The sequence below is a fragment of the Blautia sp. SC05B48 genome (assembly GCF_005848555.1).
GTDB lineage: Bacteria > Bacillota > Clostridia > Lachnospirales > Lachnospiraceae > Blautia_A.
In genome coordinates this window covers 3,149,219-3,172,433 of sequence record NZ_CP040518.1, presented here as the reverse complement: position 1 = coordinate 3,172,433, position 23,215 = coordinate 3,149,219, and the positions used below count along the sequence as shown (strand labels likewise).

The following is a 23,215-nucleotide window of genomic DNA, read 5'->3' as shown; positions in this document are numbered from 1 at the left end:
TTCTATTCTTCCTCCGTAATCCCATTTTCCAGTATCTCATAGATTTTTTTCATATCCAGATGCTTCCGCAGCTCTGCAGCCAGGATATCATACTGCTGTTCCTTAAATGCCGCAAAATCCACGCCTGTCATATTTTCCACATCAATACCTTTTTTCTCGCCGATCACGCGTATGATCGCCTCTGCAGATGCTTCCTTATCAAAAACGCCGTGGATATAGGTTCCGCACACATTTCCCGCAAAAGCACCCTCTTCTTTTTTCTTACCGCTGACGCTGTCTGTGATCTTCGTTGCTGTTCCTGCATTCTCCTTCAGGATACTTTCGCCCATATGGATCTCATAGCCCTCGATCTCCGCACCGGAAAGAGGAGCAAACACACCGGACAGCTGACCGAAATGCCCCTGCACCCTGGTCCTGGTTTTCTTTTCGGCAAATACCGTCTCCATGGGAAGAAGTCCCATCCCTTTCATGGAACCGCCATTTTCAACTCCATGAGGGTCACTTAAGGTTTCACCCAGCATCTGATAGCCACCGCAGACACCAAAGATCAGCTTGCCTCTGGAGGCTTCCTTGAGAACTGCTGCCTCCATTCCGCTTTCCCGCATCCAGATCAGATCACCCATGGTGTTCTTGGTTCCAGGAAGGATGATCATGTCCGGAGAGTGAAGATCTCTCGGGTGTTTAACATAACGGAGAGAAACTCCGGGAATGCTCTCAAAAGGATTAAAATCCGTAAAGTTGGAAATCCTTGGTGTACGGATCACCGCGATATCAATGACACCGGCTTCCTGCTTCCGGTCAAAACGCTCCGTCAGGCTGTCCTCATCCTCCACCTGGATATCCAGGTAAGGCGCCACACCCACCACCGGGATCCCGCTTCTTTCCTCAAGCATGACAACACCAGGGTCCAGGATAGTCTTGTCTCCGCGGAATTTGTTGATGATCAGACCCTTTACCATAGCCTTCTCATCGTCCTCCAGAAGCTCCACCGTACCGATCAGCTGGGCAAAAACACCTCCACGGTCAATATCACCCACAAGAAGGACCGGTGCCTTGGCCATCTTTGCCATCCCCATATTTACGATATCCTCATCCTTGAGATTGATCTCGGCAGGGCTTCCCGCACCTTCGATGACAATGATATCATTTTCCGCTGCAAGAGCGTTGTATGCCTTCATCACATCCGGAACCAGGGTCTTCTTATATTTGAAATAATCCCTGGCACTCATAGTTCCAAGAACTTCTCCGTTTACGATCACCTGGGAGCCTACATCATTGGTAGGCTTCAGAAGAATCGGATTCATCAGGACAGACGGCCTGATCCCGGCTGCCTCTGCCTGCATGACCTGGGCCCGCCCCATCTCAAGGCCATCCTCTGTGATAAAGGAATTCAGTGCCATATTTTGTGATTTAAAAGGAGCCACACGATATCCATCCTGCTTAAAGATCCTGCAAAGTCCCGCAGCCAGCAGGCTTTTTCCGGCATTGGACATGGTTCCCTGCACCATTATTGCTTTTGCCATAATATACCTCCCTCAAGTACTTCGATCAGTTTTACATTTTCTTCATGGCGCTTTACCGCGATCCGATAATACCCCTTTGTAAGTCCCGGATAATTGCTGCAGTCACGGATCAGGATCCGTTTCCGCAAACAGAAGTCAAACAGCTCCTCCGGTCCTTTAAAGAAAATATAATTTGCTTCCGACGGAAATACTTTATACCCAATGCGGACCAGCTCATCCTTCAGCCACTGTGCCTCCCGAAAAACAAGCTGTCTTCCCTCCTCTACATATTCCGTCTCTGTAAGTGCCTGGAGCCCGGCTGCCTGGGCCATGGTGGAAACATTCCATGGCTGAACACAAAGCTCCATCCTTTCCATCAGCTTTCTGTCAGAACAGAGGCCATAGCCCAGCCGCACCCCAGCCATGGCATATCTTTTTGTAAATGCCTTCAGGATAAAAAGATTATTGAACCCGGAAAGAGAACGCTTCAGAGAATACTCTTCCGGGTCCTTTACAAAATCAAGGAAACATTCATCTACCACCAGCAGGATATCCAGTTTTCTGCATTTTTCCAGGATCTTTTTCAGAAGCCTGTGGGGGATCAGCATGCCGGTAGGATTATTGGGGTTGCATAAGAAGGCCATATCCAGTCCCTTATGGAGGATATCCAGATATGCCTCACTGAGCACAAAGCCGTCATTTTCCGTCAGCATGTAATATTCCAGTTCACAGCCTGTGCTGACCAGAGCCTGTCCGTATTCTGCGAAAGTAGGCGCCGGGATCAGAGCCCTCCTTGGCTTTACTGCGTGACAGAGCGTGAAGATCACTTCTGCTGCTCCGTTACCGCATATTACCTCTTCCGCTTTTACACCTTCCGATTCTGCGATCCTTTCCCTGAGAACGCCGCATCCCACCCGGGGATACTGTGCAATATGATCCAGACTGTGGATAATGGCCTGCTTCACACTTTCCGGTGTTCCCAAAGGATTCAGATTTGCCGAAAAATCCAGGCAGTCTTTATGTTTATATACGTCTCCTCCATGTATGTGTTTTGTCATTGGTCATTCTCCTGTCTGTATTTATTGTTACCTTAATAACCCGAACCGGATGCCCGCACTGAGCAGTCCAAAAGCCACCACACCCAGTATGGATGCCGCGTACATCAGCCGGTTAGCTCTTTTGATATCCTCCGGCTCCACAGGACGGATCGGATCCCCGATCGTGGGTTTTTCATATAATTTTCCGAAATAATATGCATTTCCCGCAAGCTGTACATCCAGCGCTCCGGCCATGGCAGCCTCTGTCTGGGCTGAGTTGGGGCTTGCATGATTTCTCCGGTCACGTTTGTAGATCTTTGCCGCGTTTTTTATATCCATTCCTGTAAAAACAGTTCCTGCCACCATCAGCCATCCGGAGATTCTGGCAGGGATATAATTGGCCACATCATCCAGCTTTGCCGCAACACGGCCGAAATAAAGATATTTGTCATTTTTATATCCAAGCATGGAATCCATGGTATTGATGCCCTTGTACAGAAACATCAGCGGCACCCCGCCGATAGCCATATAAAGCATGGGGGCGATCACGCCGTCGGATGCATTTTCCGCAACGGTTTCCACGGCAGCCTTTGTCACGCCGGTTTCCGTAAGCTCTCGGGTATCACGGCCTACGATCATGGACACCGCATAGCGTGCCTCGTCCAGAGTTCCATTTTTCAGCCGGTCATAAACCTTCATACTCTCATCCTTCAGGGAACGGGTGGCAAGAAGCTGATAGCACCAGAAAACCTCCAGCACAAATCCGGCCACCGGCAGATACCGGTAAAGATAATAAAGCACCAGAAGCGGCACCCCGCCGCTGAACAAACAGACAAGCACTACGATCAGAAAGCCTCCTGTCAGCTCACCACCGTGATTTTTCGGAAAAATCTTCCGGATCGCCTTTTCCAGCACTGCGATCAGATTGCCGATGACGCAGATCGGATGATAAAGCCATCTGGGATCTCCGATCAGAAGATCCAGCACAAATCCTATGACCAGTGCAGGAAGACTATATTTCAGCATCTTTTTTCTGCCTCCGTTCCTTCTTATATTCCAGTGCGTTCTTCAGAAAACGTGCCGGAACCCTGGGATTTCCGTAATAATAAAGATGAGGAAATCCTGCCATCAGCCTACCCCGGTCATGGATACAATCCCATCCTCTTTTAGATGCCGGCTTTGCCGCATGAAAATCCTCTCCGCAATCTGTGGAATCAAAATAATGGAATTCATGGGCAGGGATCTTACCAAGTCCGGTATCCTGTTTTTCCGTAAGGGTGATATAGCCGAACCGGTTCAGCTTCGGTGTCCGGTAGGCCCTTCCAGGGATCACCCCGCAGACTCTGCGCTGCTTTCCTTCCATATCCTCCATCTCCTGATGAAGATACATGAATCCGCCGCATTCTGCCAGACAGGGCATTCCGTCCAGGATAACTTCCCGGATCCGGGTGCACATTTCCTGATTATCTTCCAGCGCCTCCCCGTTTAATTCCGGGTAACCGCCGCTTAAAAGAAGCCCGTCCAGATCCTCCGGAAGCTCTCTGTCATGAATGGGTGAAAAACGCACCAGCTCCGCTCCCATCTGCTCCAGAAGATTTAAATTATCCGCATAGAAAAAGCAAAAGGCTTCATCATCCGCCACACCGATCCGTACCTTTTCCTCTGTCCGGTATCCGAAGGCAGTATCCTTCTGTATAAGCATTTCCGGCTCCGGCGCCGCAAGCTCCGGTGCTCCCCCTGCAAGCTCCAGGATCCCATCGATATCCAAAGTTTTCTCCAGCACCTCGGAAAGCTTCTGCAGACGGCTTTTCAGCTCCGGGATCTCCTCCGGAAGCACCAGTCCCAGATGACGGCTTTCAATCACACAGTCCTCCACCTTCGGAACATATCCCAGTACCTTTACGGAAAGCTCCTCTTCCAGAAGCTTTTTCATTCTGGGATACAGCATGGGAGACATCTGGTTAAAGATCACGCCGCAGATATGGCTGTCCTTTTTGTATTCCAGAAAGCCCTTTACATAGGCAGCCAGGGAAACACTCATGCCACGGCTGTTTACGATCAGGATCACCGGTGTATCTGTGGTGGAGGCCAGATCATAGGCACTGGCTCTGGAGGTGATCCCTCCTACACCGTCATAGTACCCCATGACTCCCTCCATCACTGCAATTTCACAGTCCGATGCGTTCTTTGCCAGAAGATACCGGATCCTGTCTCCATCTGTAAAAAACGTATCCAGGTTTCGGGATCTTGTACCAATCACGCGGCTGTGGAACATGGGATCTATGTAATCCGGGCCGCATTTAAAAGAAGCTACCTTAAGGCCACGGTTCACCAGCGCCTGAAGAAGCCCGCAGGTGATCAGGGTTTTTCCGCTTCCGCTGGCACCTGCCGCAAGAAGTATTCTCGGGATCTTCACCTAAATCTCCTCCCCTCTTCCGCTGCAGGAAATGATATAGATCGGATTCTCACCCATCATCATATGATACCTTCCGATAGATTTTGATCTTGCCGCAGACAGCTGTACGATATCCACATCTGTCAGGCTGAAATCTCGTATGGCATTCATGGCTTCCGTCACGGTCTCCAGAGTGATACAGTTGATCACGATCCGTACTTCCGGATTTTTGTCCAGAAGAAGCCGGATGATCTCATTCATGTTTCCGGAAGACCCGCCGATAAAAGCATGCGTCGGAGCAGGCAGCTCCACCATAGCTTCCGGTGCGGTACCCGATACGATCTCCAGATTATCTGCGGCAAATTTCCGCCTGTTCTCCTTAAGAAGAGCAAGGGCATCCTCCTTTTTCTCAATGGCATAGACCTGCCCCTTCCAGGCACGCAGTGCCATCTCAACAGAAACCGAGCCTGTGCCCGCTCCCACATCATAGCAGACAGAATCCTCCTGAAGGCGAAGCTTGGACAGCGAAACCGTACGTACCTCTTCCTTTGTCATAGGCGCCTTTCCACGGAGAAATTCCTCATCACAGATCCCGTGAACTGCGGGCAAAGGTAATGCCTTTTCATTGCACGCAGTTACCACGCTTAATGCATCTCCCCGGTATTCTGTAAGATCTGCTGCACTGGCATGAAAGATCTTTTCATTTTCGTAGGAAAGATTTTCGCCTACATAAAGAGTCACATCCCCCATTCCATACTCAACCAGACGAGAAGCCAGACGAGCTACCCCATCCTCTGTCCCCAGAATGGAAAAGACCTTGGGGTTATGTCGGATCAGGGAGATCAGATTGCAGTCTCTTCCATGAGCGCTGACGATCCTGGCATCATCCCAGGAAAGACCGATCTTCGCCATAAAATAAACAACAGAAGAAATCCCACAGATCACCTGGACATCACCATCCAAAAGATCCATCAGCTTCCTTGCGCCGCTGTAGAAGCCCACATCTCCGGAAAGGGCAATGGCAACGGTACGGTACTGCGGATGTGCCTTGATATACTCCACGATCTTATCACTGCGGTACTCATGGAGAACCACCTGTCCGGGCCTCTGTACGGCATCTGTCATACGCTTTGCACCGATCAGAAGCTCCGCCTCATCAAAGGCCTTCTTTCCTTCCAGGGTCAGGGTTTTTTCCGCGCCCATGCCGATGCCCACAAGAGAAACCCTCTGTGACAGGGTAAGGCCGAACAGCTTTGCCAGAAATACCCTTGCTTCCGGCAGGGACAGACCCTCCTCCCGCAAAGGTCTTCCGATGATCACAGGTGTGACGCCGCAGCGCTGACAGGCCTCCATCTTTTCCGGGAATCCACCTGCCAGACCGGTATCCTTGGTGACCAGATAGCTGCACTGGAACTGTCGAAGCATCGCTTCGTTGATCTCTGTGGAAAATGGCCCCTGCATACCGATGAGATGTTTTCCCTCGATCCCCAGCTCCGCACAGGAGCTGATCACAGAAGGGATGGACAGCACCCGGGCAAAAAGCCTCTCCTGGTAATCCGGGATCACTGTAAATTTAGACAGCTCCTTGCTTCCTGTGGTAAGAAAAATGTTCCCCTCTGTGCCGGAAAGAAATTCTGCCGCCTTCTCCGTGCTTTCCACATAGATGGCTTCACGGTTCTTCTCACTCGCCGGGCGAAGAACACGCTGATAACGGATATTTCCGTTCTCACAGGCAGACCGGATATTTTTTGTCACCTCTGCCGCATAGGGATGAGTGGCATCCAGAACGATCTCTGGCGCTTCCCTCCGGAAAAGCTCCTCCATATCTTCGGTTTTCAGCCTTCCGGCGCTGACATGGAGAAATTCATTTTCCTTCAGAAGGGATCCGCCATATTCCGTAGCTGCACAGGCATAGACCGGAACATGATTTTCCGCAAGGAACTCACAGAGTGCGTAGCCCTCGGTGGTCCCTGCAAAAACAATGGCTTTATACATTCTTATATCCCCTTGGTGTTACCATCTTGCCGTTTACATTCTTAGTCTGTGAATTTCCCACAAATACGGTAGTAAACATATCCACTTCTGTATCACGAAGCTCCTTCAGTGTCATAACCTGTGCAGTCTCGCCGTCACGTGCGATCTGGGCAACCGTGCCGCAGACAGTGTCCGGGGACTTGTATTTCATCATCAGATCACAGGCCTTCTGAAGATAATCCTTACGTTTTCTGCTGGACGGATTGTAAAGGCATACCACAAAATCCGCCTGTGCTGCTGCCAGAAGCCTTGCCTCGATCTTCTCCCACGGAGTCAGAAGATCACTTAAGCTGATCAGGCAGAAGTCATGGATCAGCGGTGCACCCAGCACTGCGGCGCCGCCTGTAGCTGCTGTCACACCCGGGATAATGATCAGCTCCACATCCGGATAGTTTTCTCCCACCTCATACATCAGACCTGCCATACCGTAAACACCGGCATCCCCACTGCAGATCATGGAAACGGTTTTTCCTTTTTTTGCCTCATCAAAAGCAAGTACACAGCGGTCTACCTCTTTTTTCATCGGCGTGGTCATGAACTCTTTACCTGCAAAATACTCCTTTACAAGATCCACATATACGGTGTAACCGATGATCACATCACTTTCATTTAATGCACGGATCGCTCTTCCAGTCATCTGGTCATACGCACCCGGGCCAATTCCTACAACATAAATCTTACTCAAAACGTATCCTCCGATTTCCGGCTGCAAGGGCGGTGGTCACACCGTCCCGGCCTGTTTTTTTTCTGATCAGTGTACCCTGTCCGCAACCCAGAACCGCGCTTCTCTCACAGACATTCTCTACACCTGTTATCTTTTTTACAAATTGTGACGGGGTAAATTCACCCTGCACTGCCTTCAGCTCTTCCTCTGTAAAGATCAGAAACGGAAGCTGCCAGGCTTCTGCCAGAGAAAGAAGTCCCACCTCTTCTTTCTTCAGATCAATACTGGCAACAGCTCCCAGTGCTTCTCTGTAAACGTCTGATTCCTTCAGACATTCCTCTGCCGCCTTCTGGATGGAGGCTGCATCCTTTCCCCTGCGGCAGCCCATTCCCAGAACTGCAGCGGGCGGCACCACATGGACTGTATTTTTAAAGGGCAGACAGCCTCTGTGGATCGTCACTGCAATACCTGTTTCCGGTGCCTCACCGGCTTTCTCACCATTCTCCGGATCCGCTGCTGCTGAGGGCCTTCCGTCTTTCCCGCAAAGCACCAGACCCTCCGGCAGCTCTCCGTCCCATGGAAACTCACTGTAGAAGCCAACGTTCTCTCCTGCAAGAAGGGCCGCAGAAGCCTCCTTCGCAGCCTTCATATGAAAAATAGCACAGCCATTCTTTTTGGCAAAAACATCCACTGCAAAACGACTGTGAAGATCTGTGGCTGTTGTCACAACCGGCACTGCCTTAAGATATCCGGCACAGCGAAGTGCCAGCTCATTGGCTCCGCCAAGATGTCCGGAAAGAAGAGCAATGACAAATTTTCCGCACTCATCGATCACCAACACAGCCGGATCCGTCTTTTTTCCGACAATGTAAGGTGCGATACTGCGCACTGCGATCCCGCAGGCGCCAATAAAGATCACGCCCTCTTTTCCTGCCCGGAACTGTTCCCCTGCCCACTGAGAGGTGGAAACAGAGATCGGATCCGGAAGGTAACGGCTCTTTTTTGCAAGGGTGACACTCTCACCCTCTTTTTCCAGAGCCCTCTGAAGCCTTTCCCCTGTCTCCAGCCCTGTCATACTGAAGCAAATGATGGAAATGTTCATATTTTATTTCGTAGCCTCACGGAACTCTGTGGTAAAGCCCGGATCATACAGCTTGGACCTGTCATAGCTTGCAGCATTGACCGCATCACCTACCAGCATAAGAGCTGTTTTTGTAATCTTGTTCTCTTTTGCTGTCTGAGCCAGAGTACCCACTGTACAGATAAACTTCTTCTCATCAGGCCAGGTTGCCTTGTAGACGATAGCTGCCGGTGTGTCCTCACGGTATCCGCCCTCCACCAGTCTGCGGCTCAGCTCCTCCAGCATACCTGTACTGAGGAAAATGACCATAGTCGCATTATGAGCGGCAAAGGACTGAATGCTCTCTTTTGCCGGCACCGGTGTCCTTCCTTCCATTCTTGTGATGATCACACTCTGGGAAATATCCGGAAGTGTATACTCCAGGTTCAGTGCAGATGCAGCTCCGCAGAAGGCACTGACACCCGGGCAGGAATCGTAGGGGATCCCCTTTTCATCCAGGATATCCATCTGCTCACGGATTGCACCGTAGATACAAGGATCGCCGGTGTGGAGACGAACGGTCATCTTACCCTCAGCCTCTGCTCTCTCCATAACAGAGATCACTTCCTCAAGGGTCATCTTTGCACTGTTATGGATGGTGCACACATCCTTGGAATACTCCAGAAGCTGGGGATTTACAAGAGATCCCGCATAGATGATCACATCTGCCTCTTCCAGATACTGTTTACCTCTTACTGTAATAAGATCCGGTGCTCCCGGACCTGCTCCTACAAAATGTACCATAATCTATTCCTCTCTTCTGTCTTTATTTTCTTTGATAATGATCAGGGAATAATATCCTGCATCCTCAGGGATCTCCTCCACGGTCCGGTAGATCTTTTCGTCCGGCATTCCGCAGTTTTCGATCATCATAGCCTCTGCCCCCTGGGAAAGAAGCTCCGCCTTCACATCCTTCATTTTCTTTCCGGCCTTCATAAGGACCTTGGTGCCGGAAAGCTTCAGCGCATCCTCGATCTGATAGGAAGCCGGGATCACGTGAAGAGGCTCTGCCTTCTCCACAAGTCCGGTATTCAGACGTGCGGAAACTGCACAGAAGGATGTGATCCCACAGACGATCTCCGTCTCATAGCCCTGAGCCACAAGTCTGTGATGAATATAGAGATATGTGGAATACACGGTAGGATCTCCCAGTGTGAGAAATACCACGTCTTTACCCTGGTCCAGGACAGCCTTGACTTTTTCTGCTCCTGCATCATGATAGCTTTTCAGCACCTCAGGATCCTTGGACATTGGAAAAGGAACTGCAAGAAGCTCCTTCTTTCCAAGCTCCGGATAAGCACCCTCCACGATCTTAAATGCTACCGTATCCTCCGGAACCTGTCCCGGAAGCGCGATCACCTCTGCCTCCTTTACAAGACGAAGTGCTTTTAAGGTAAGAAGCTCCGGATCTCCCGGTCCTACACCTACACCATATAATTTACCTGCCATATTTCTTTCCTCCTAGCTATATTTTCCAAACAGGATAAAACCTGTCTGTTATTTTTATCAAATTTTTTCCTGCTCTTTAAAGATTCCATCCGGACCGGGGGGCCTGTCATGAAATATCATCCACCCGGACTGCCTGCTCCTGTATCTTATGGATCAGCTCTTCTGCATCCCGAGTCTGCCCCAGCAGTCCGTATACATTGGAAAACACCACAGCGCCCAAAAGGATCTGCTCATAGGACCTGTGGTCCAGATAAAACTGGATCTTCTCCATGACCACAGCCATAGTCTCTTTCAGGATACCATAGCTGTCAAGAACAGCCAGCGCCTCATCGGTAGTCCCCGCCTCCAGGATCTCTCTGGCACATTCCAGAGAGCCCCCTGCACGGATGGCACTTGCACAGAGAACCTCCATCCTTCCGTCAGCACAGTGGGAATGGGTATTCATGATCCCGGCGGCAACCTTTACAAACTTACCGATATGAGCCACAAAAAGAATGCCCTTTACGCCCATATCAATGGCCATGTCAATGGTCTCTCCTACATAATTGCTACACTTGATATTGTTCTCAAAGGGAATGGACATATGCTCCCTGAGATAATCCGCACCGTAATTCCCCGGTGTCACCAGGATAAAATCTTCTCCCTGGCAGAAATGCTGCTTCATCTCCACATGGATGCTTTCGATCAGAGCCTTCTCACTCATGGGCTCTACGATCCCGCTGGTTCCAAGTATGGAGATCCCGCCAAGAATGCCAAGACGGGGATTAAAGGTTTTTTTGGCGATCTCCTCCCCCTGGGGAACGGATACGGTAAGCTTCAGACCGCCCTCGTAGTCATATTCCTGGGCTGCCTCTTCGGCCTCCCGCAGGATCATAGCTCTGGGAACCGGATTGATCGCCGCCTCGCCCACTTTCTGGGAAAGTCCCGGCTTGGTGACACGACCCACCCCGATCCCTCCGTCCAGGATGATCTGAGGCCGGGAGTTCTCTGTTTTCCGCTGCTGCCCGGCCTGTTCTGACGCTGAAATAGAAAACTTCTCCGCTTTTACATAGACCAGGATCCCGTTGGTGGTATCCGGATCATCACCTGCATCCTTCTGTACAGCACAGGAGACATACGTTTCGCCCCGGGTAATATCGTGAAGCTGTAATGTAAGGGTGATCCCCTTCGGGGTATCAAGCTCTACCTCTGAAAGAGACTCTCCCGAAAGCAGCATCCGGACTGCACCCCTGGCTGCCCCGGCTGCACAGGAGCCTGTTGTGTAGCCGTAGCGGAGGCGCTTGTTGTTTTTTATGACATACTGGTCTTCCAGTCCGTTCTTCATATATGCGACGCCCTCCTTTTTAAATTACCTTGTGCTCCAGCCATTTGCGGCTGTGGAAACGCCAGGTGAAAATAATCCCACGAACAGTCCAGTCCGCAAACATTCCGATCCAGACACCCATAGGCCCGAAGCCCAGGACACGGATCAGGAAAACACAGAGACAGAACCTGCACGCCCACATGGTACAGCAGGAGGTGATCATGGAAAACTTCACATCACCGGCTGCACGAAGACCATACCCAGGCACGAACGCCATTGTCCATACCACAGGCTTTACGATGGTGATCCATGTCATCATGTGGATGCACATTTCCGCACTGGTACTCTCCATTCCGCCAAGGATCGTCACTGGTCTGACCAAAGCATACACACTCAGACAGCTTACGATAATAACTGCCTCTGCAATGACGCAGAGTTTTTTTATGTAATAGACCGCCTCATCCTTTCGACCGGCACCAAGACACTGGCCTACGATAGTCATCAGGCCCACACCTACTCCGATGGCTGCGATACCATTCAGGTTCTCAAGGATATTGGTCATTGCCTGCGCTGCGATAGCTGCTGTTCCCAGTGTGGAAACCGTAGACTGGATGGCAAGTTTTCCAAGCTGAAACATGCTGTTCTCAATTCCCGAAGGGATCCCAAGTCCCAGAATACGTCCGATCATGCTCCAGTCCGGACGGATCTTCAGATAATCCTTCACAACGACAGGCTGGCGATCCTTACGCAGCTGCCAGAGAACAACCACTGCACAGAAAATACGGGAAACCAGTGTGGAGATCGCCGCTCCTGCAACACCAAGGTGGAAAACCCAGATCAGAACCGCATTTCCGCCAATGTTCATAATATTGGAGATCATGGAGATCGTCATAGGCCCCTTGGTATTCTCCTGGGCACGAAAGATCGAAGCCGCAGAATCATAAGCCGCAATAAAGGGGAATGACAATGCCGTAAAAAAGAAATAGGTTTCCGATGCACGCATAACATCCGCATCCACTGCACCGAAGATCAGCCTCAAAAGCGGCTTCTGAAAGATCAGACAGACTGCAGACACCACTACAGAGATCGCTGTGATGATAAAAAGCACCTGCCTGGCAGACATGTTCGCCTTCTCATAATTCCTCTGTCCGATATACTGGGCGCAGACAATGGCGCCTCCCGCTGCCAGCGCCGAAAAAGCCTGGATCAGAAGCACATTGATGGAATCCACCAGCGATACCGCAGAAAGAGCCGCAGATCCCACATTGCTGACCATCATGGTATCTGCGGTTCCCATTATCGAATTCAAAATCTGTTCCAGCACTACCGGCACCAGAAGATTACGGATCATCCGATTGGTAAACATATGCTGCTGTTCCATTGTTACATCCCCCGCCTCACTTATTTATGACCTGACAAAGCAGAAAAAAAACGTCTGTATTTTATCAATCACACTTTCTCTGACATTATACCCTTTTCCCGCTCTTTTTCCAATATATTTTCTGTGTTTTTTGTACAAACTGCAAAATGCCGCAGGCGCGAAACCTGCGGCAGTCTTTCTATTTTGTGTTTTTTTATTATACAATTATGTTCCAAAGTCACTCTTTTTCATATTTTTCGATCAAACATTGATGTTCCTTACTGGTTTTATCATAGTTGATCCCAACAAGCAGGATTTCACCTGTGTAATCCAGAATTGAAGAAGGATATTTTTTATCTTTAATCTGCATCACGGCAGTCTGGGCATTTTGATTCCACTTCAGCTCTACGATCAACGCCGGATAAGATGAACAGTACTCTATCTTTGGGATAAACACAAAATCAGCAAATCCACGGCCTGTCGGCAGTTCCCGGACAGGTTTAAAATAGTACTGCATTGCACTTAAATATGCAATTGCCAAAACACTGCTCAGTGAATTCTCATTGTTATATTGAATGGAAGACGCATACTCGTTGTGGATTTTTTCAATCTGTGCAGCAACTTCTACTCCATCCATGTCCAACGTAGCATCAAGTAAATGTTCCGAATTTTTCTGGAATTCCAGCATCTCATTCCACTGCTTACTTTCAACAGCAGCTGTAAGTTCTTGTCGAATCTCTTCATTCGGCACAAAGGCAGTCTTTAATTTGGGGTTATATCCAAAATAACCCAGGTGAATCATGTATGTTAACACATCATCCTTACTTTTGATGCTTACCGTATCGTTCTTAAAGGTTGCTGTGTTTACTTTAACCTCTGCGCCAGAGATCATTTCAATAATAGCTGTTTTCAAGCCGCCATAATTCATGTTGATCAGCGGAACAATGGCATCATAAGAAGCTGTTTCTGACCAATAGCTCTTGAATTCTCCCCGAAGCATCACGCCAACAACTGCTCGAGGATTATAAACCTGATGACCATTCAGCAGATATCCATCATACCAACGCTTTACCTCATCAAAATCCTGATGATATTCTTCTGCCAGTTTCTGCACTTCATTCTCAGTAAAACCGACATACGGTGCGAGACTGCCTGGGCTCAGCATAGAAAACTCATCAAAGTTATTCAGAGCTGACTGTGTTTTTTCCTTCTTTATGGGAAGAATACCTGTAAGGTACGCCAGTTGAATATACTTTGTAGGTTCTATTCCTTTGAACATTCCTCGCAGGAAATTTATATAATCTTCCTGTGCTTTTTTATTGGCCGCCTCATCACGAATCAGTACGTCCCATTCATCAATGATGACGATAAACTTCTGTCCCACCTTATCTTTGATTCTTGAAAGTGCATCCGGCAAGCCAGATACTTCAAGTGGCAGAACATCCGGATAAACTTCCCGCAATTCATCCAGAACCGCCTCCGTGACATGCTTCACTATATTATCCGCATCATCACAGTTTGCCAGAAACCACTGAATATCGATATGGATCACATCATACTTGTTAAGATGCTTTTTAAAGTCGGCCGCCCTGCTTATCTGCAATCCAGAAAACATCTGCTCAGAATCTGCGCCTTTACTATAATACGCAGCCAACATATTAGCCGCATAAGATTTTCCGAACCGACGCGGCCGACTATTGCAGATATAGGCATTTGTTGTATCAAGAACACTGTTTGTGTACTCGATCAGGCCAGTCTTATCCACATATATTCTGGAGTTAAGGGCAACCTGAAATGCACTGTTGTCCGGGTTCACAAATCTTCCCATGCTTTTCAGACTCCTTTCTGAAGCTGTTCCTCAAGCACGAGGTTACAACTCACCTGTTTTATTTTGATTTTATCATTTCACAGAGCAAATAACAAGTTGATGGCTGTTTTACTTTGTGCAACATATGCAAATCCCACTCGAACAGTACGCTCTTTCCCGGTTCTGTCAACCATTATTTCATTTTGATCTCGCTGTTATACGAACATCTGCTGATCCTTCTTCTGTTGGGGCATTCCTCCAACGCTTCATCGCTCTGTACCTCCGCTGCCGCTCGGCTCCAACACTGATCTTATCTGTCGGTGCTGTGCATGGAAAATACACACCCTTTTTGTACGGAAGATATGAGGTAACAGAGGACCTGGACAGGCCAAGAGCATTTGCAGTTGAAAGGACAGCAGCTTTATGATCCTGTGTTTTTCTGAAATCATCAAAGGTTTCCTGCACCTTCTCCGCCACATCCGATGCATACACACCAGCCGTGATAAGCAGCTTCCGAACCTTGATCGGGTTCAGACCCAGCTCATCAGCAATGGCCTGCAAAGACATCCCCTCTTCATAAAGCACAACAGACGGATTCATCAGTTCCTTAAGGATCTTCCCGGCATCATACTCCGGCTTTTCTTTCCGATTCTACAATGTGCTCCATCAAATTCCGGGCCAGACCCTTACCACGCTGCTCCGGATGCACTGCCAGAACATGAACGACCATAACCTCATCCGAATCGATCTGCCACGGCACATCTGCGTAGCCATCCACCTTTTCATCATTAACTATCGCACAGGCCGCAATCTCGCTGCCATCTGCCAGAACATACAGCTCTTCCTTACCAATACTGTTACGTAGCATTTCATCAGAAGGATGGATACCCTTCTTCCAATGTGGAAACGATGGATCACCCTGCTCCTGGTCGATCAGCTCCCAGTACAGAGATTTTATGTTGTCAAAATCATCTTTTACTGCTTTACGAAACATTATTTGTTCCATCCCCCTTACTCATGCAGCTCCAGTGGCAATCCGTCCGGGTCATGAAAAAACGTCATCTTCTTACCGGTAAAATCATCCACACGGATCGGCTCACATTCAATTCCGACCTCCGCCAGTTCTTTCACCGTCTGCTCCACACTCTCCACACAGAAAGCAAGATGACGCAGGCCACAAGCCTCCGGACGGCTCACCCGCTTCGGTGGATTTGGTTCTGCAAAAATCTCCAGCTCCGCATGCTCATCCACACGTAGATCCAGCTTCCAGTCCCTGCGCTCTGAACGATAGTTTTCTCTGATAACGGAGAAGCCAAGCTTGTTTACGTAGAAATCTTTGGCGGCTTCGTAGTTGGATACGATGATGGCGATGTGGTGTATTTTAGATAAGTTCATTTTTTTGTACTCCTTTTTAGTTTGTCTTATTTTCGTTATAAACTATATAGCGGTATTTAAAATATACCGTGTGTGCTTTGGCTCTGAAGGAGCATGTGTTTCACACACGGCATTATTTTTATTTCAGTCTTTCACTCGCATTTTAGTATATCACAAATCTGCAAATAAATCAGCCTTGTACACGTATTTTTTACTCCACTGTAACACTCTTTGCAAGATTTCTCGGCTTATCGACATCCAGACCCTTAGCAACAGAAACATAATAACCCAGAAGCTGCAGAGGAATAACTGCCAGACTGCCCACAAAATGCTCATCTACCTTCGGTACATACACAGTGAAGTTCACCTGATCCTCAATCTCCTAGAGTCTATTTTCAGAAACCCTTTGCTTCACAGAAAAAAGGATTCGGGTGAATCCTTCTGCAATACGCCGCATCATAACTGTTTTAGTATCTACAAAAGTTTCTGAATGTAGCAGAGTTAAAATCTTCTGGCATATATATATTAAGATTGAAAGTCGATTATCGTTGAATATGGTACGATTCTGTTAAGCCCAGGAATAAGTCTAAGGTGTAGATCAAAGGAACTCTCCAAAAGTTGCTACTGATTCTTGATTTGTTCTGGTCATAAGCATTACCTCATTAATATCATGTTTTTACAGTAAACAGGAAGAAATGCATTAGTCACTACACAAGGTTTTGAGGCACTTATATATTTACATGGAATTCCTCTCAATTTCATAATAAATATCTTTTTCGTATAGGTTCCAAGAATAATTTATGAATTTCGAATGTAATAAAAAGCGCCATTATAGTAATCAGGACAATTGCTACATCATTTTTCAATAATGTACCGACTATTATACATACCTTCAAAATTGGCATAGGTGGATAATGCAAAATCATAATATCCATAGAAGATTTTCCAATTTCACTTAAAACTTTAATGTTTCTTGGTAGCATTAAACAAGTTTCTAATAAAAATAATGTCCCCGTTAAACCAGTAATAATAAAAATTACTAAAGAATCAAAAGTATATGTATGCATATTAACAGTATTTTGTGTTATGCTTTGCACTATAAAAAAACATAACCCTGATATCATAAAAAAGGCTTTTTTATACTGACATATACTTTTCCAATTTAGTCCTATTAAATATCCCATTGACTCAAATATTGTAGCTAGAAACACTCTGGCAACTGATATTATTGGATAGCATATAATCGGGCTTTGTATATTTTTTACAAGCACTTTTAAAGCTAATGCTAATACCAAGCAAATAAGAATCAATAATATTTGTCTCTTTACTTTTGAAGTAATGAAGTTTTCTATTCTTTTTTCATATTCAGAAAGAAAGATCTTAGTTACAAACAGTGTTGCAAGAAACCAAAGTGGTGCAATTCCACGACATGTTATTGTTGCATATACTCTTTCCAATAATGAAACCTTGTTTTGTATTGCAAACAAAATTATATATACAAAGCTCCAGAAAAAATAAGGAATCAGAAGTTTTTTAGCTGTTTTGACTATATTACATTGTAAATTTCTTTGTAAACCAGAAATAATACCACTTGCTATGAAAAAAAGTGGCATATGAAAAGAATAAATAAATCTAGCCAAAATTACATACTTTGTAGATAACGCATTCTGAAGTAAAATAGTGTGTCCTAATACCACTAAAAAAATTCCTATTCCTTTTAAATAATCTAATTCAATAATTCTTGCCTTTTTGTTCATTTATTATTTTTCCCTGCATCTTAAATCAATGTTTTCATCGAATCAATCATTTTTTTGAACATTTCTTCAAGGCCATATAAAGGCTTCCATCCGAGTTTCCTGATTTTTGACGTATCCAGATTCATATGGAGAACTGGCGCATATCCCAAATTTTCATTCATATTTTCTTTAATTCTTACTGAAATATTGTTATGCGCACATTTTTGAGCAACTAACAGTGCCATTTCATAAATAGAACAATACGTATCTTCATTTGCCACATTATATGCCTCGCCAGCAATTCCCTCTTTCAAAATAGTCAAAATAGCTTTTGCTGCATCTTCTGTATACAAATAGCTCCGCTTAGTTTCACCTTTAGTATTAAGAATAATATCTTTTTTCTCTATAACGCATCTTGCAAATTCAGCAAAAACTCTTCCATCATCATATCTTACACCGGGTCCAAAAGTTTGCGTAAGCCTAATTACCTTTGCTGGCACATTATATTCTGATGCATAAGATACACATAAATTTTCACACATTCTTTTGCTTTCAGGATAACATGAGCGAACTTTCATTGTATCTATATTTGTATTGTAATTTTCAAATATTTTGTCATCAGTTGTTGGTGCTCCGTATACCTCCATACTTGATAGATATACAAATCCCTCAACAGAGCTAAGTCTTGCAATATCAAGCATATTTTTTGTTCCAATAAGCGCTGTCAAAGATGTTTCAACTGGATTTGCAACAAATAATTTACTTGATGTTTGACTAGCAGCATGAATGATATAATCAACATTCATTTTTTGAGGAGTAATTGTTTCAACATTTCCAAAATAAAATTCAAGATTTTCTGTTTCTTTTCCTAATATTTGATATGCTTTTTCCTTATTTCTTACCAAAGCAATAATTTTTATATGATTATTTGTTTTTAAAAGTTCTTTTATTACTGCTTGTCCAATAAGCCCCGTTGCACCTGTTATTAATATTGTCTTTTCTTTTAAATCATTCATATCCATTTTCCTTTTTTTTAAGTAATTTATTACATATCATTTTAATTTCTTTTATAATCTCCATTAATGTATCTCTCATTAAAAAAATCAAAATAAGACCAAATGCAATTACATAACAAATACATCCTATAATTGCACTCATTTTTAATCCACATACCAAATACATGGATACCATTAAAGCAAATGCAATATTTTCTCTAATATCCGCTCGTAATTCTTTAGTTAAAATTTCACATACAATATACCACAACAGTGCTGTTAATAAAGTTGCAAAAGCAAATGAATACATAGATTTAAGCAAATAATATGCTATGCAATTCGTCACAAAAGCAACTACTGTCATTCCACTTAATTGCCAAAAATATATTTTTTGTAATAATTTTGATTTATAATAATTGACATAAATACCCTTTATAACGGTATAAAATGCATGTGCCGCAAATAAAATAAATATTAATCCTGAACTTTCTTTATATTTGGGTAAAATCCATTCAATAATGAACTTTAATGGAAATGCGCCTCCAATAATCAAACAACCCCAAATTAATACAAATTTTTTGATTTTTTTGATATTATCTATATTCGTTTCTCTACAAAAATAGTTATACATGGATACAGTAATTGGTGTAATAAAGACATTGATAATCTGTTCAACACTTACCGCAAATGAATATTGTGCAAAATAAAATGAATTCATCAATATTTTTACAAACCAACGATCCATTCCTGTAAATATAGAACTTGAAAAATTCCCTAACATCAAAATAAATCCTTGCCTGATATTAATTATTATTTCCGAAATAGAGAATTTTCCACCTTTTAATATCCCAGTTTTTCTACTGACTCCATAACATAAAATGACAGCTATAATTATACTTGCCAAAACTTGAACGCTTAAATAGAGTTTATAATTATCTGTATTACACAGAAAAATGAGCAAAAGATCAAATATCAAGACTAGAATTTTTTCATAATTTAATGCTTTTCCATATAAATTATACTCCCCAGTTGCCTGGGCGAAACTTTTAAAATATCCTATGAAATTTGTAGCAAATACTCCAACCGCAAAAGCATACATTATGAAACTCTTTCTTATTCCACCAAATATTACTAAACCAATTGATGCAATCAATAGTACAAAAATATAATTCAAAAAATTTGTACTTAAATCCTTTTTTGATATATTTTCTATTTTTTTTCCACCATATTTTAAGTACATTCCATCATTGTATCCTAAATGGAAAAAACCGGCATAAGAAATATATAAAGCATACGTTTTTATATACGAATACGATTCTATAGATAAATATTTAGGTAATAAAAAATTACTTACAATTCCAACAAGTAAAAAAATAATATTTGCAAAAAGGACTTGTGCTAATCCTTTTTTCATTTTTTTCATCTCCTACAAAATCTAATTTTTAAAAATCTAACTTTTAATTTCAAACAATAAACAACCAACATAAATAATATAGGCATAATAATAGTAGTTGTACAAAGAATGGCAGATAGTGGTTGCTCCTGTATTGACATATAAAAATATCCATAAGCAATATATCCAAAAAATATAATAGAAATATCATACAATACACTTCTTTTTTTACTATATTTTATGGTGTAATATATTTGATTATATATAAATGAAACAAGCGCAGTACACCAAATCACACCAAAGTACCCAAAATCATAAATATACTTTCTAAAAGCTGTATATATATTTCCAACATTCAGGCCATTCGAATATCTAAATTCAAGATGCGAAATATATATCCAATCTTTAATATTAAATCTTTGTCCAATGAATCGAATAATAGAATAAAATGTTTCTTTTCCCCATATTTGAGATCCATCTATAGGTTTTTTAATAAAATCATCTAATAAATGGATAGACCCTCCAATATAGCAACATATATAATACAATGGACTTTTGGCTGTTTCTGAGTAATTTCTTCCAACAATATCTCTCAATTCCACAAATATGATAAGTAAAACTGTTGCAATTACTACTATTTTGACTAAAGCTTTTATATTATAGTGTTTATTCCATCCATTTTGTTTATGGTAAAGTAAATGATACATGACCATAGTTGCTATAAATATTTGAAGAATAGCTCCCCTGGATGAGCATACTAAGTTAAATAATATGTACGCTATAACTGGCAACATTTCCATAACATTAAACCTTTTTATTAGTTTAAAGTCTTTTTTTACTAAAAAATTATTAACACATATATATACAAATATATAAGAAAGAATCATAGATGCTTTATTTAAAATATTTATATAAGAAGGAATAACTATATGAAGATTTGAGGAGTCATAACTTACTATATTTCTATAGTATTCCATCTTCATTCCCCACGATAAAAGGGATTTCGAAGAAGCCATTGCAATGACATTATTTACAAATTTTATCTGTAAATAAATCAATACTAAATTTACTAATAAAATCAATACGATTTTCCAATTATCAACTTTTATTAGTTTTAATTCAAATATTTCATTTGCATTTCTTTTCCCATAAATGTTTTTACAACAACTATTACATACTATACCTATAACAGAAAAAACCAGACATCCACCAACAATTACTAATATTGTTGCCATACTTATTTCAGTTTTCCAGTACCTAGCGTTAACAATACATCCTAGCGTGCTCAGAAAAAAAACAGCACAAACTATAAATGATGGAGAAAATATATCTTTATCTAATATCATTAACGTCAATAACATTAATAATATCAGAAATAAAAGCAATAAATAAAGCATCGTTTCAACTCCTTATTTTGAATTAATCACCGTTTTAATAAGGTGTATATAACTGAGCATCTTCTTTAGCTTGCAAAACTGCTCTCATCATATAAAAGTCATCGGGCGTAGTAATTTTTATGTTTTCATATGGTCCATCTGTCATATGGAGTTTATATCCATAATATTTCATCATACTACATGAATCAATAAAATTAAAACTTTGTTCATTCATTGCCTTTTTATGTGCGCTTAGTATATCTTTCAGCCAAAAACACTGAGGAGCTTTTGCTACTCGAGAGTGTGCACGATCCGGAACTAATTTTATATCGTTGTTATCATATATTTCAACAATAGTTTCTTTTACTATCCCACTTGTAATTGAGCTTCCATAATCTTTAACATCTTGAATATTTCTTTTTATCAATTCCTCATTGATCAACGGTCTTACACCATCGTGAATAAGCACAATATTCTCTTCATCTCTTGCAATTTCTTGTGCAGCAATCAATCCATTATAAATAGATAGTTGTCCTGTTTTTCCGCCTGGAACAATTTTCTTCACCTTATTTAATCTATATTGATAAACAAGTTGATTCATATAATCGATCCATCCTTCAATGCAAACAACAACTATTGAATCTATATCTTCACTATTCTGAAAATGTTCAATTGTGTGAACTATTATTGGCTTATTATAAATATCAAGAAATTGTTTCGGTCGATCTTTACTATGCATACGGCTTCCTACTCCACCTGCAAAAATCACTCCAATATTCATTTTATTTCTCCTCGAATTACTTTTTTAATCCTCGACAAATTGAATTGAATGAGTTACCCTCTCATTTTCCGGAGGAAGAGTCATATAATCCCCAAAAATATATGAAAGATGTTCCTCTGTATTTTCCGGAATTGATACTTTAAGTCCTTCAAATAGTCCTGTTCGTTTTCCATCCCATAAGCGTTTCGGCATTATTTCTTTTAAACCATGTCCACCTGAAAAATTCCATGCATAATTCACCTTATCAAAGTCATATTTCTGAAGTTGTTTATCTAATTTATCTAATGTTTTTTCAGCCGAAAGTATTTTTCCAATATGAGTAATTTGTGCAAACTTAATTATTAACCATTCCATTTTGCTTCGTTCACGGTTGGTCATTACATAATCAATTTGTGTAAACTTATATAGCATTTTCCACCAAAGCACTTTAAAAACTTGTAGTTTTCTTAAAATTCTATTATCTGGCAAGCCATCTATAGGAAAAACATCCATCCAAACACCTATTTTTGCTTTGTACCCTCCCTGATCCCAATATATTTTCTTTTTGTTATTAATCATTCTTGTAAAATAACATTTGAAATTAGGATCTGAAGATTTTGTTACAATCTCCATATATTCAGGTAGATACTTAGGTGCAATTTCCAAAAATTTATTGTAATCCGGTCTTGGCAAACCAATATCAATATCGTCATCCCATGGTATAAAACCATTATGTCTAACTACACCGATTAATGTTCCCCCTATCATATAATATCTAAGATTATTGTCATCACATATTTTTTTAAAAAGTTTAAAATTTTCTAATTCACATGACTGTAATATTTTCAAATCTTCATTAAAAATTTCTTGTATTTGAAAATTATTTTTCTGTTTCATCAAACATTCCTCT

22 protein-coding genes are annotated in these 23,215 nt (G+C 43.0%); all 22 read right to left on the bottom strand.

Annotated features, from left to right (window positions below; genetic code table 11):
* Window positions 1-2 precede the first annotated feature (2 nt).
* Window positions 3-1,523, bottom strand: a complete 1,521-nt coding sequence (locus tag EYS05_RS14750) for a cobyric acid synthase (protein ID WP_138277464.1) — start codon at window positions 1,521-1,523, stop codon at window positions 3-5.
* On the bottom strand, window positions 1,508-2,560 hold the full coding sequence (gene cobD / locus EYS05_RS14745) for a threonine-phosphate decarboxylase CobD (RefSeq protein ID WP_138277463.1): 1,053 nt from the start codon (window positions 2,558-2,560) through the stop codon (window positions 1,508-1,510). The genes EYS05_RS14750 and cobD overlap by 16 nt, the downstream gene beginning before the upstream one ends.
* Before the next feature lie 27 nt (window positions 2,561-2,587).
* The gene (gene cbiB / locus EYS05_RS14740; RefSeq protein ID WP_138277462.1) at window positions 2,588-3,565 is read right to left on the bottom strand and encodes an adenosylcobinamide-phosphate synthase CbiB; all 978 of its coding nucleotides are present in this window, start codon (window positions 3,563-3,565) and stop codon (window positions 2,588-2,590) included.
* Window positions 3,552-4,955, bottom strand: coding sequence for a cobyrinate a,c-diamide synthase (locus EYS05_RS14735; RefSeq protein ID WP_138277461.1), 1,404 nt, complete (start codon window positions 4,953-4,955; stop codon window positions 3,552-3,554). Before EYS05_RS14735 ends, cbiB begins: the two co-directional genes overlap by 14 nt.
* Window positions 4,956-6,929 (bottom strand): precorrin-6A reductase, encoded by a 1,974-nt coding sequence (gene cobK / locus EYS05_RS14730; RefSeq protein ID WP_138277460.1) that lies wholly within the window; start codon window positions 6,927-6,929, stop codon window positions 4,956-4,958.
* Complete coding sequence (gene cobJ / locus EYS05_RS14725; RefSeq protein ID WP_118368866.1) at window positions 6,922-7,653, bottom strand: precorrin-3B C(17)-methyltransferase; 732 nt, start codon at window positions 7,651-7,653, stop codon at window positions 6,922-6,924. Before cobJ ends, cobK begins: the two co-directional genes overlap by 8 nt.
* The gene (locus tag EYS05_RS14720) at window positions 7,646-8,734 is read right to left on the bottom strand and encodes a cobalt-precorrin 5A hydrolase (RefSeq protein WP_138277459.1); all 1,089 of its coding nucleotides are present in this window, start codon (window positions 8,732-8,734) and stop codon (window positions 7,646-7,648) included. The genes cobJ and EYS05_RS14720 overlap by 8 nt, the downstream gene beginning before the upstream one ends.
* A 3-nt stretch (window positions 8,735-8,737) precedes the next feature.
* Window positions 8,738-9,496 (bottom strand): precorrin-4 C(11)-methyltransferase, encoded by a 759-nt coding sequence (cobM, locus tag EYS05_RS14715; protein WP_015524810.1) that lies wholly within the window; start codon window positions 9,494-9,496, stop codon window positions 8,738-8,740.
* 3 nt (window positions 9,497-9,499) lie between these two features.
* Entirely contained in the window at window positions 9,500-10,201 is a 702-nt protein-coding gene (gene cobI, locus EYS05_RS14710; protein WP_092069119.1) for a precorrin-2 C(20)-methyltransferase, read from the bottom strand.
* Between the two features lie 106 nt (window positions 10,202-10,307).
* The gene (cbiD, locus tag EYS05_RS14705) at window positions 10,308-11,525 is read right to left on the bottom strand and encodes a cobalt-precorrin-5B (C(1))-methyltransferase CbiD (RefSeq protein ID WP_138277458.1); all 1,218 of its coding nucleotides are present in this window, start codon (window positions 11,523-11,525) and stop codon (window positions 10,308-10,310) included.
* A 19-nt stretch (window positions 11,526-11,544) separates the two neighbouring features.
* Window positions 11,545-12,885, bottom strand: coding sequence for an MATE family efflux transporter (locus EYS05_RS14700; protein WP_138277457.1), 1,341 nt, complete (start codon window positions 12,883-12,885; stop codon window positions 11,545-11,547).
* 217 nt (window positions 12,886-13,102) lie between these two features.
* On the bottom strand, window positions 13,103-14,692 hold the full coding sequence (locus EYS05_RS14695; protein ID WP_138277456.1) for an AAA family ATPase: 1,590 nt from the start codon (window positions 14,690-14,692) through the stop codon (window positions 13,103-13,105).
* Between the two features lie 177 nt (window positions 14,693-14,869).
* Complete coding sequence (locus EYS05_RS14690) at window positions 14,870-15,232, bottom strand: hypothetical protein (protein ID WP_138277455.1); 363 nt, start codon at window positions 15,230-15,232, stop codon at window positions 14,870-14,872.
* A 64-nt stretch (window positions 15,233-15,296) separates the two neighbouring features.
* Window positions 15,297-15,665, bottom strand: coding sequence for a GNAT family N-acetyltransferase (locus EYS05_RS14685; protein ID WP_158293337.1), 369 nt, complete (start codon window positions 15,663-15,665; stop codon window positions 15,297-15,299).
* A gap of 17 nt (window positions 15,666-15,682) precedes the next feature.
* Entirely contained in the window at window positions 15,683-16,066 is a 384-nt protein-coding gene (gene gloA2 / locus EYS05_RS14680; protein WP_138277453.1) for an SMU1112c/YaeR family gloxylase I-like metalloprotein, read from the bottom strand.
* 190 nt (window positions 16,067-16,256) lie between these two features.
* Window positions 16,257-16,412, bottom strand: a complete 156-nt coding sequence (locus EYS05_RS17395) for a hypothetical protein (protein WP_158293336.1) — start codon at window positions 16,410-16,412, stop codon at window positions 16,257-16,259.
* 391 nt (window positions 16,413-16,803) lie between these two features.
* A complete protein-coding gene (locus EYS05_RS14675; protein ID WP_118368875.1) occupies window positions 16,804-17,802 on the bottom strand; it encodes an acyltransferase family protein in 999 nt (332 codons plus the stop codon).
* Between the two features lie 20 nt (window positions 17,803-17,822).
* Window positions 17,823-18,797 (bottom strand): NAD-dependent epimerase/dehydratase family protein, encoded by a 975-nt coding sequence (locus EYS05_RS14670; RefSeq protein WP_243119129.1) that lies wholly within the window; start codon window positions 18,795-18,797, stop codon window positions 17,823-17,825.
* Window positions 18,790-20,190 (bottom strand): hypothetical protein, encoded by a 1,401-nt coding sequence (locus EYS05_RS14665; RefSeq protein WP_138277452.1) that lies wholly within the window; start codon window positions 20,188-20,190, stop codon window positions 18,790-18,792. Before EYS05_RS14665 ends, EYS05_RS14670 begins: the two co-directional genes overlap by 8 nt.
* A gap of 5 nt (window positions 20,191-20,195) precedes the next feature.
* Window positions 20,196-21,566 (bottom strand): O-antigen polymerase, encoded by a 1,371-nt coding sequence (locus EYS05_RS14660; RefSeq protein ID WP_118368878.1) that lies wholly within the window; start codon window positions 21,564-21,566, stop codon window positions 20,196-20,198.
* Between the two features lie 34 nt (window positions 21,567-21,600).
* The gene (locus tag EYS05_RS14655; protein WP_118368879.1) at window positions 21,601-22,326 is read right to left on the bottom strand and encodes an IspD/TarI family cytidylyltransferase; all 726 of its coding nucleotides are present in this window, start codon (window positions 22,324-22,326) and stop codon (window positions 21,601-21,603) included.
* Between the two features lie 24 nt (window positions 22,327-22,350).
* The gene (locus tag EYS05_RS14650; protein WP_138277451.1) at window positions 22,351-23,202 is read right to left on the bottom strand and encodes a LicD family protein; all 852 of its coding nucleotides are present in this window, start codon (window positions 23,200-23,202) and stop codon (window positions 22,351-22,353) included.
* Window positions 23,203-23,215: the final 13 nt, after the last annotated feature.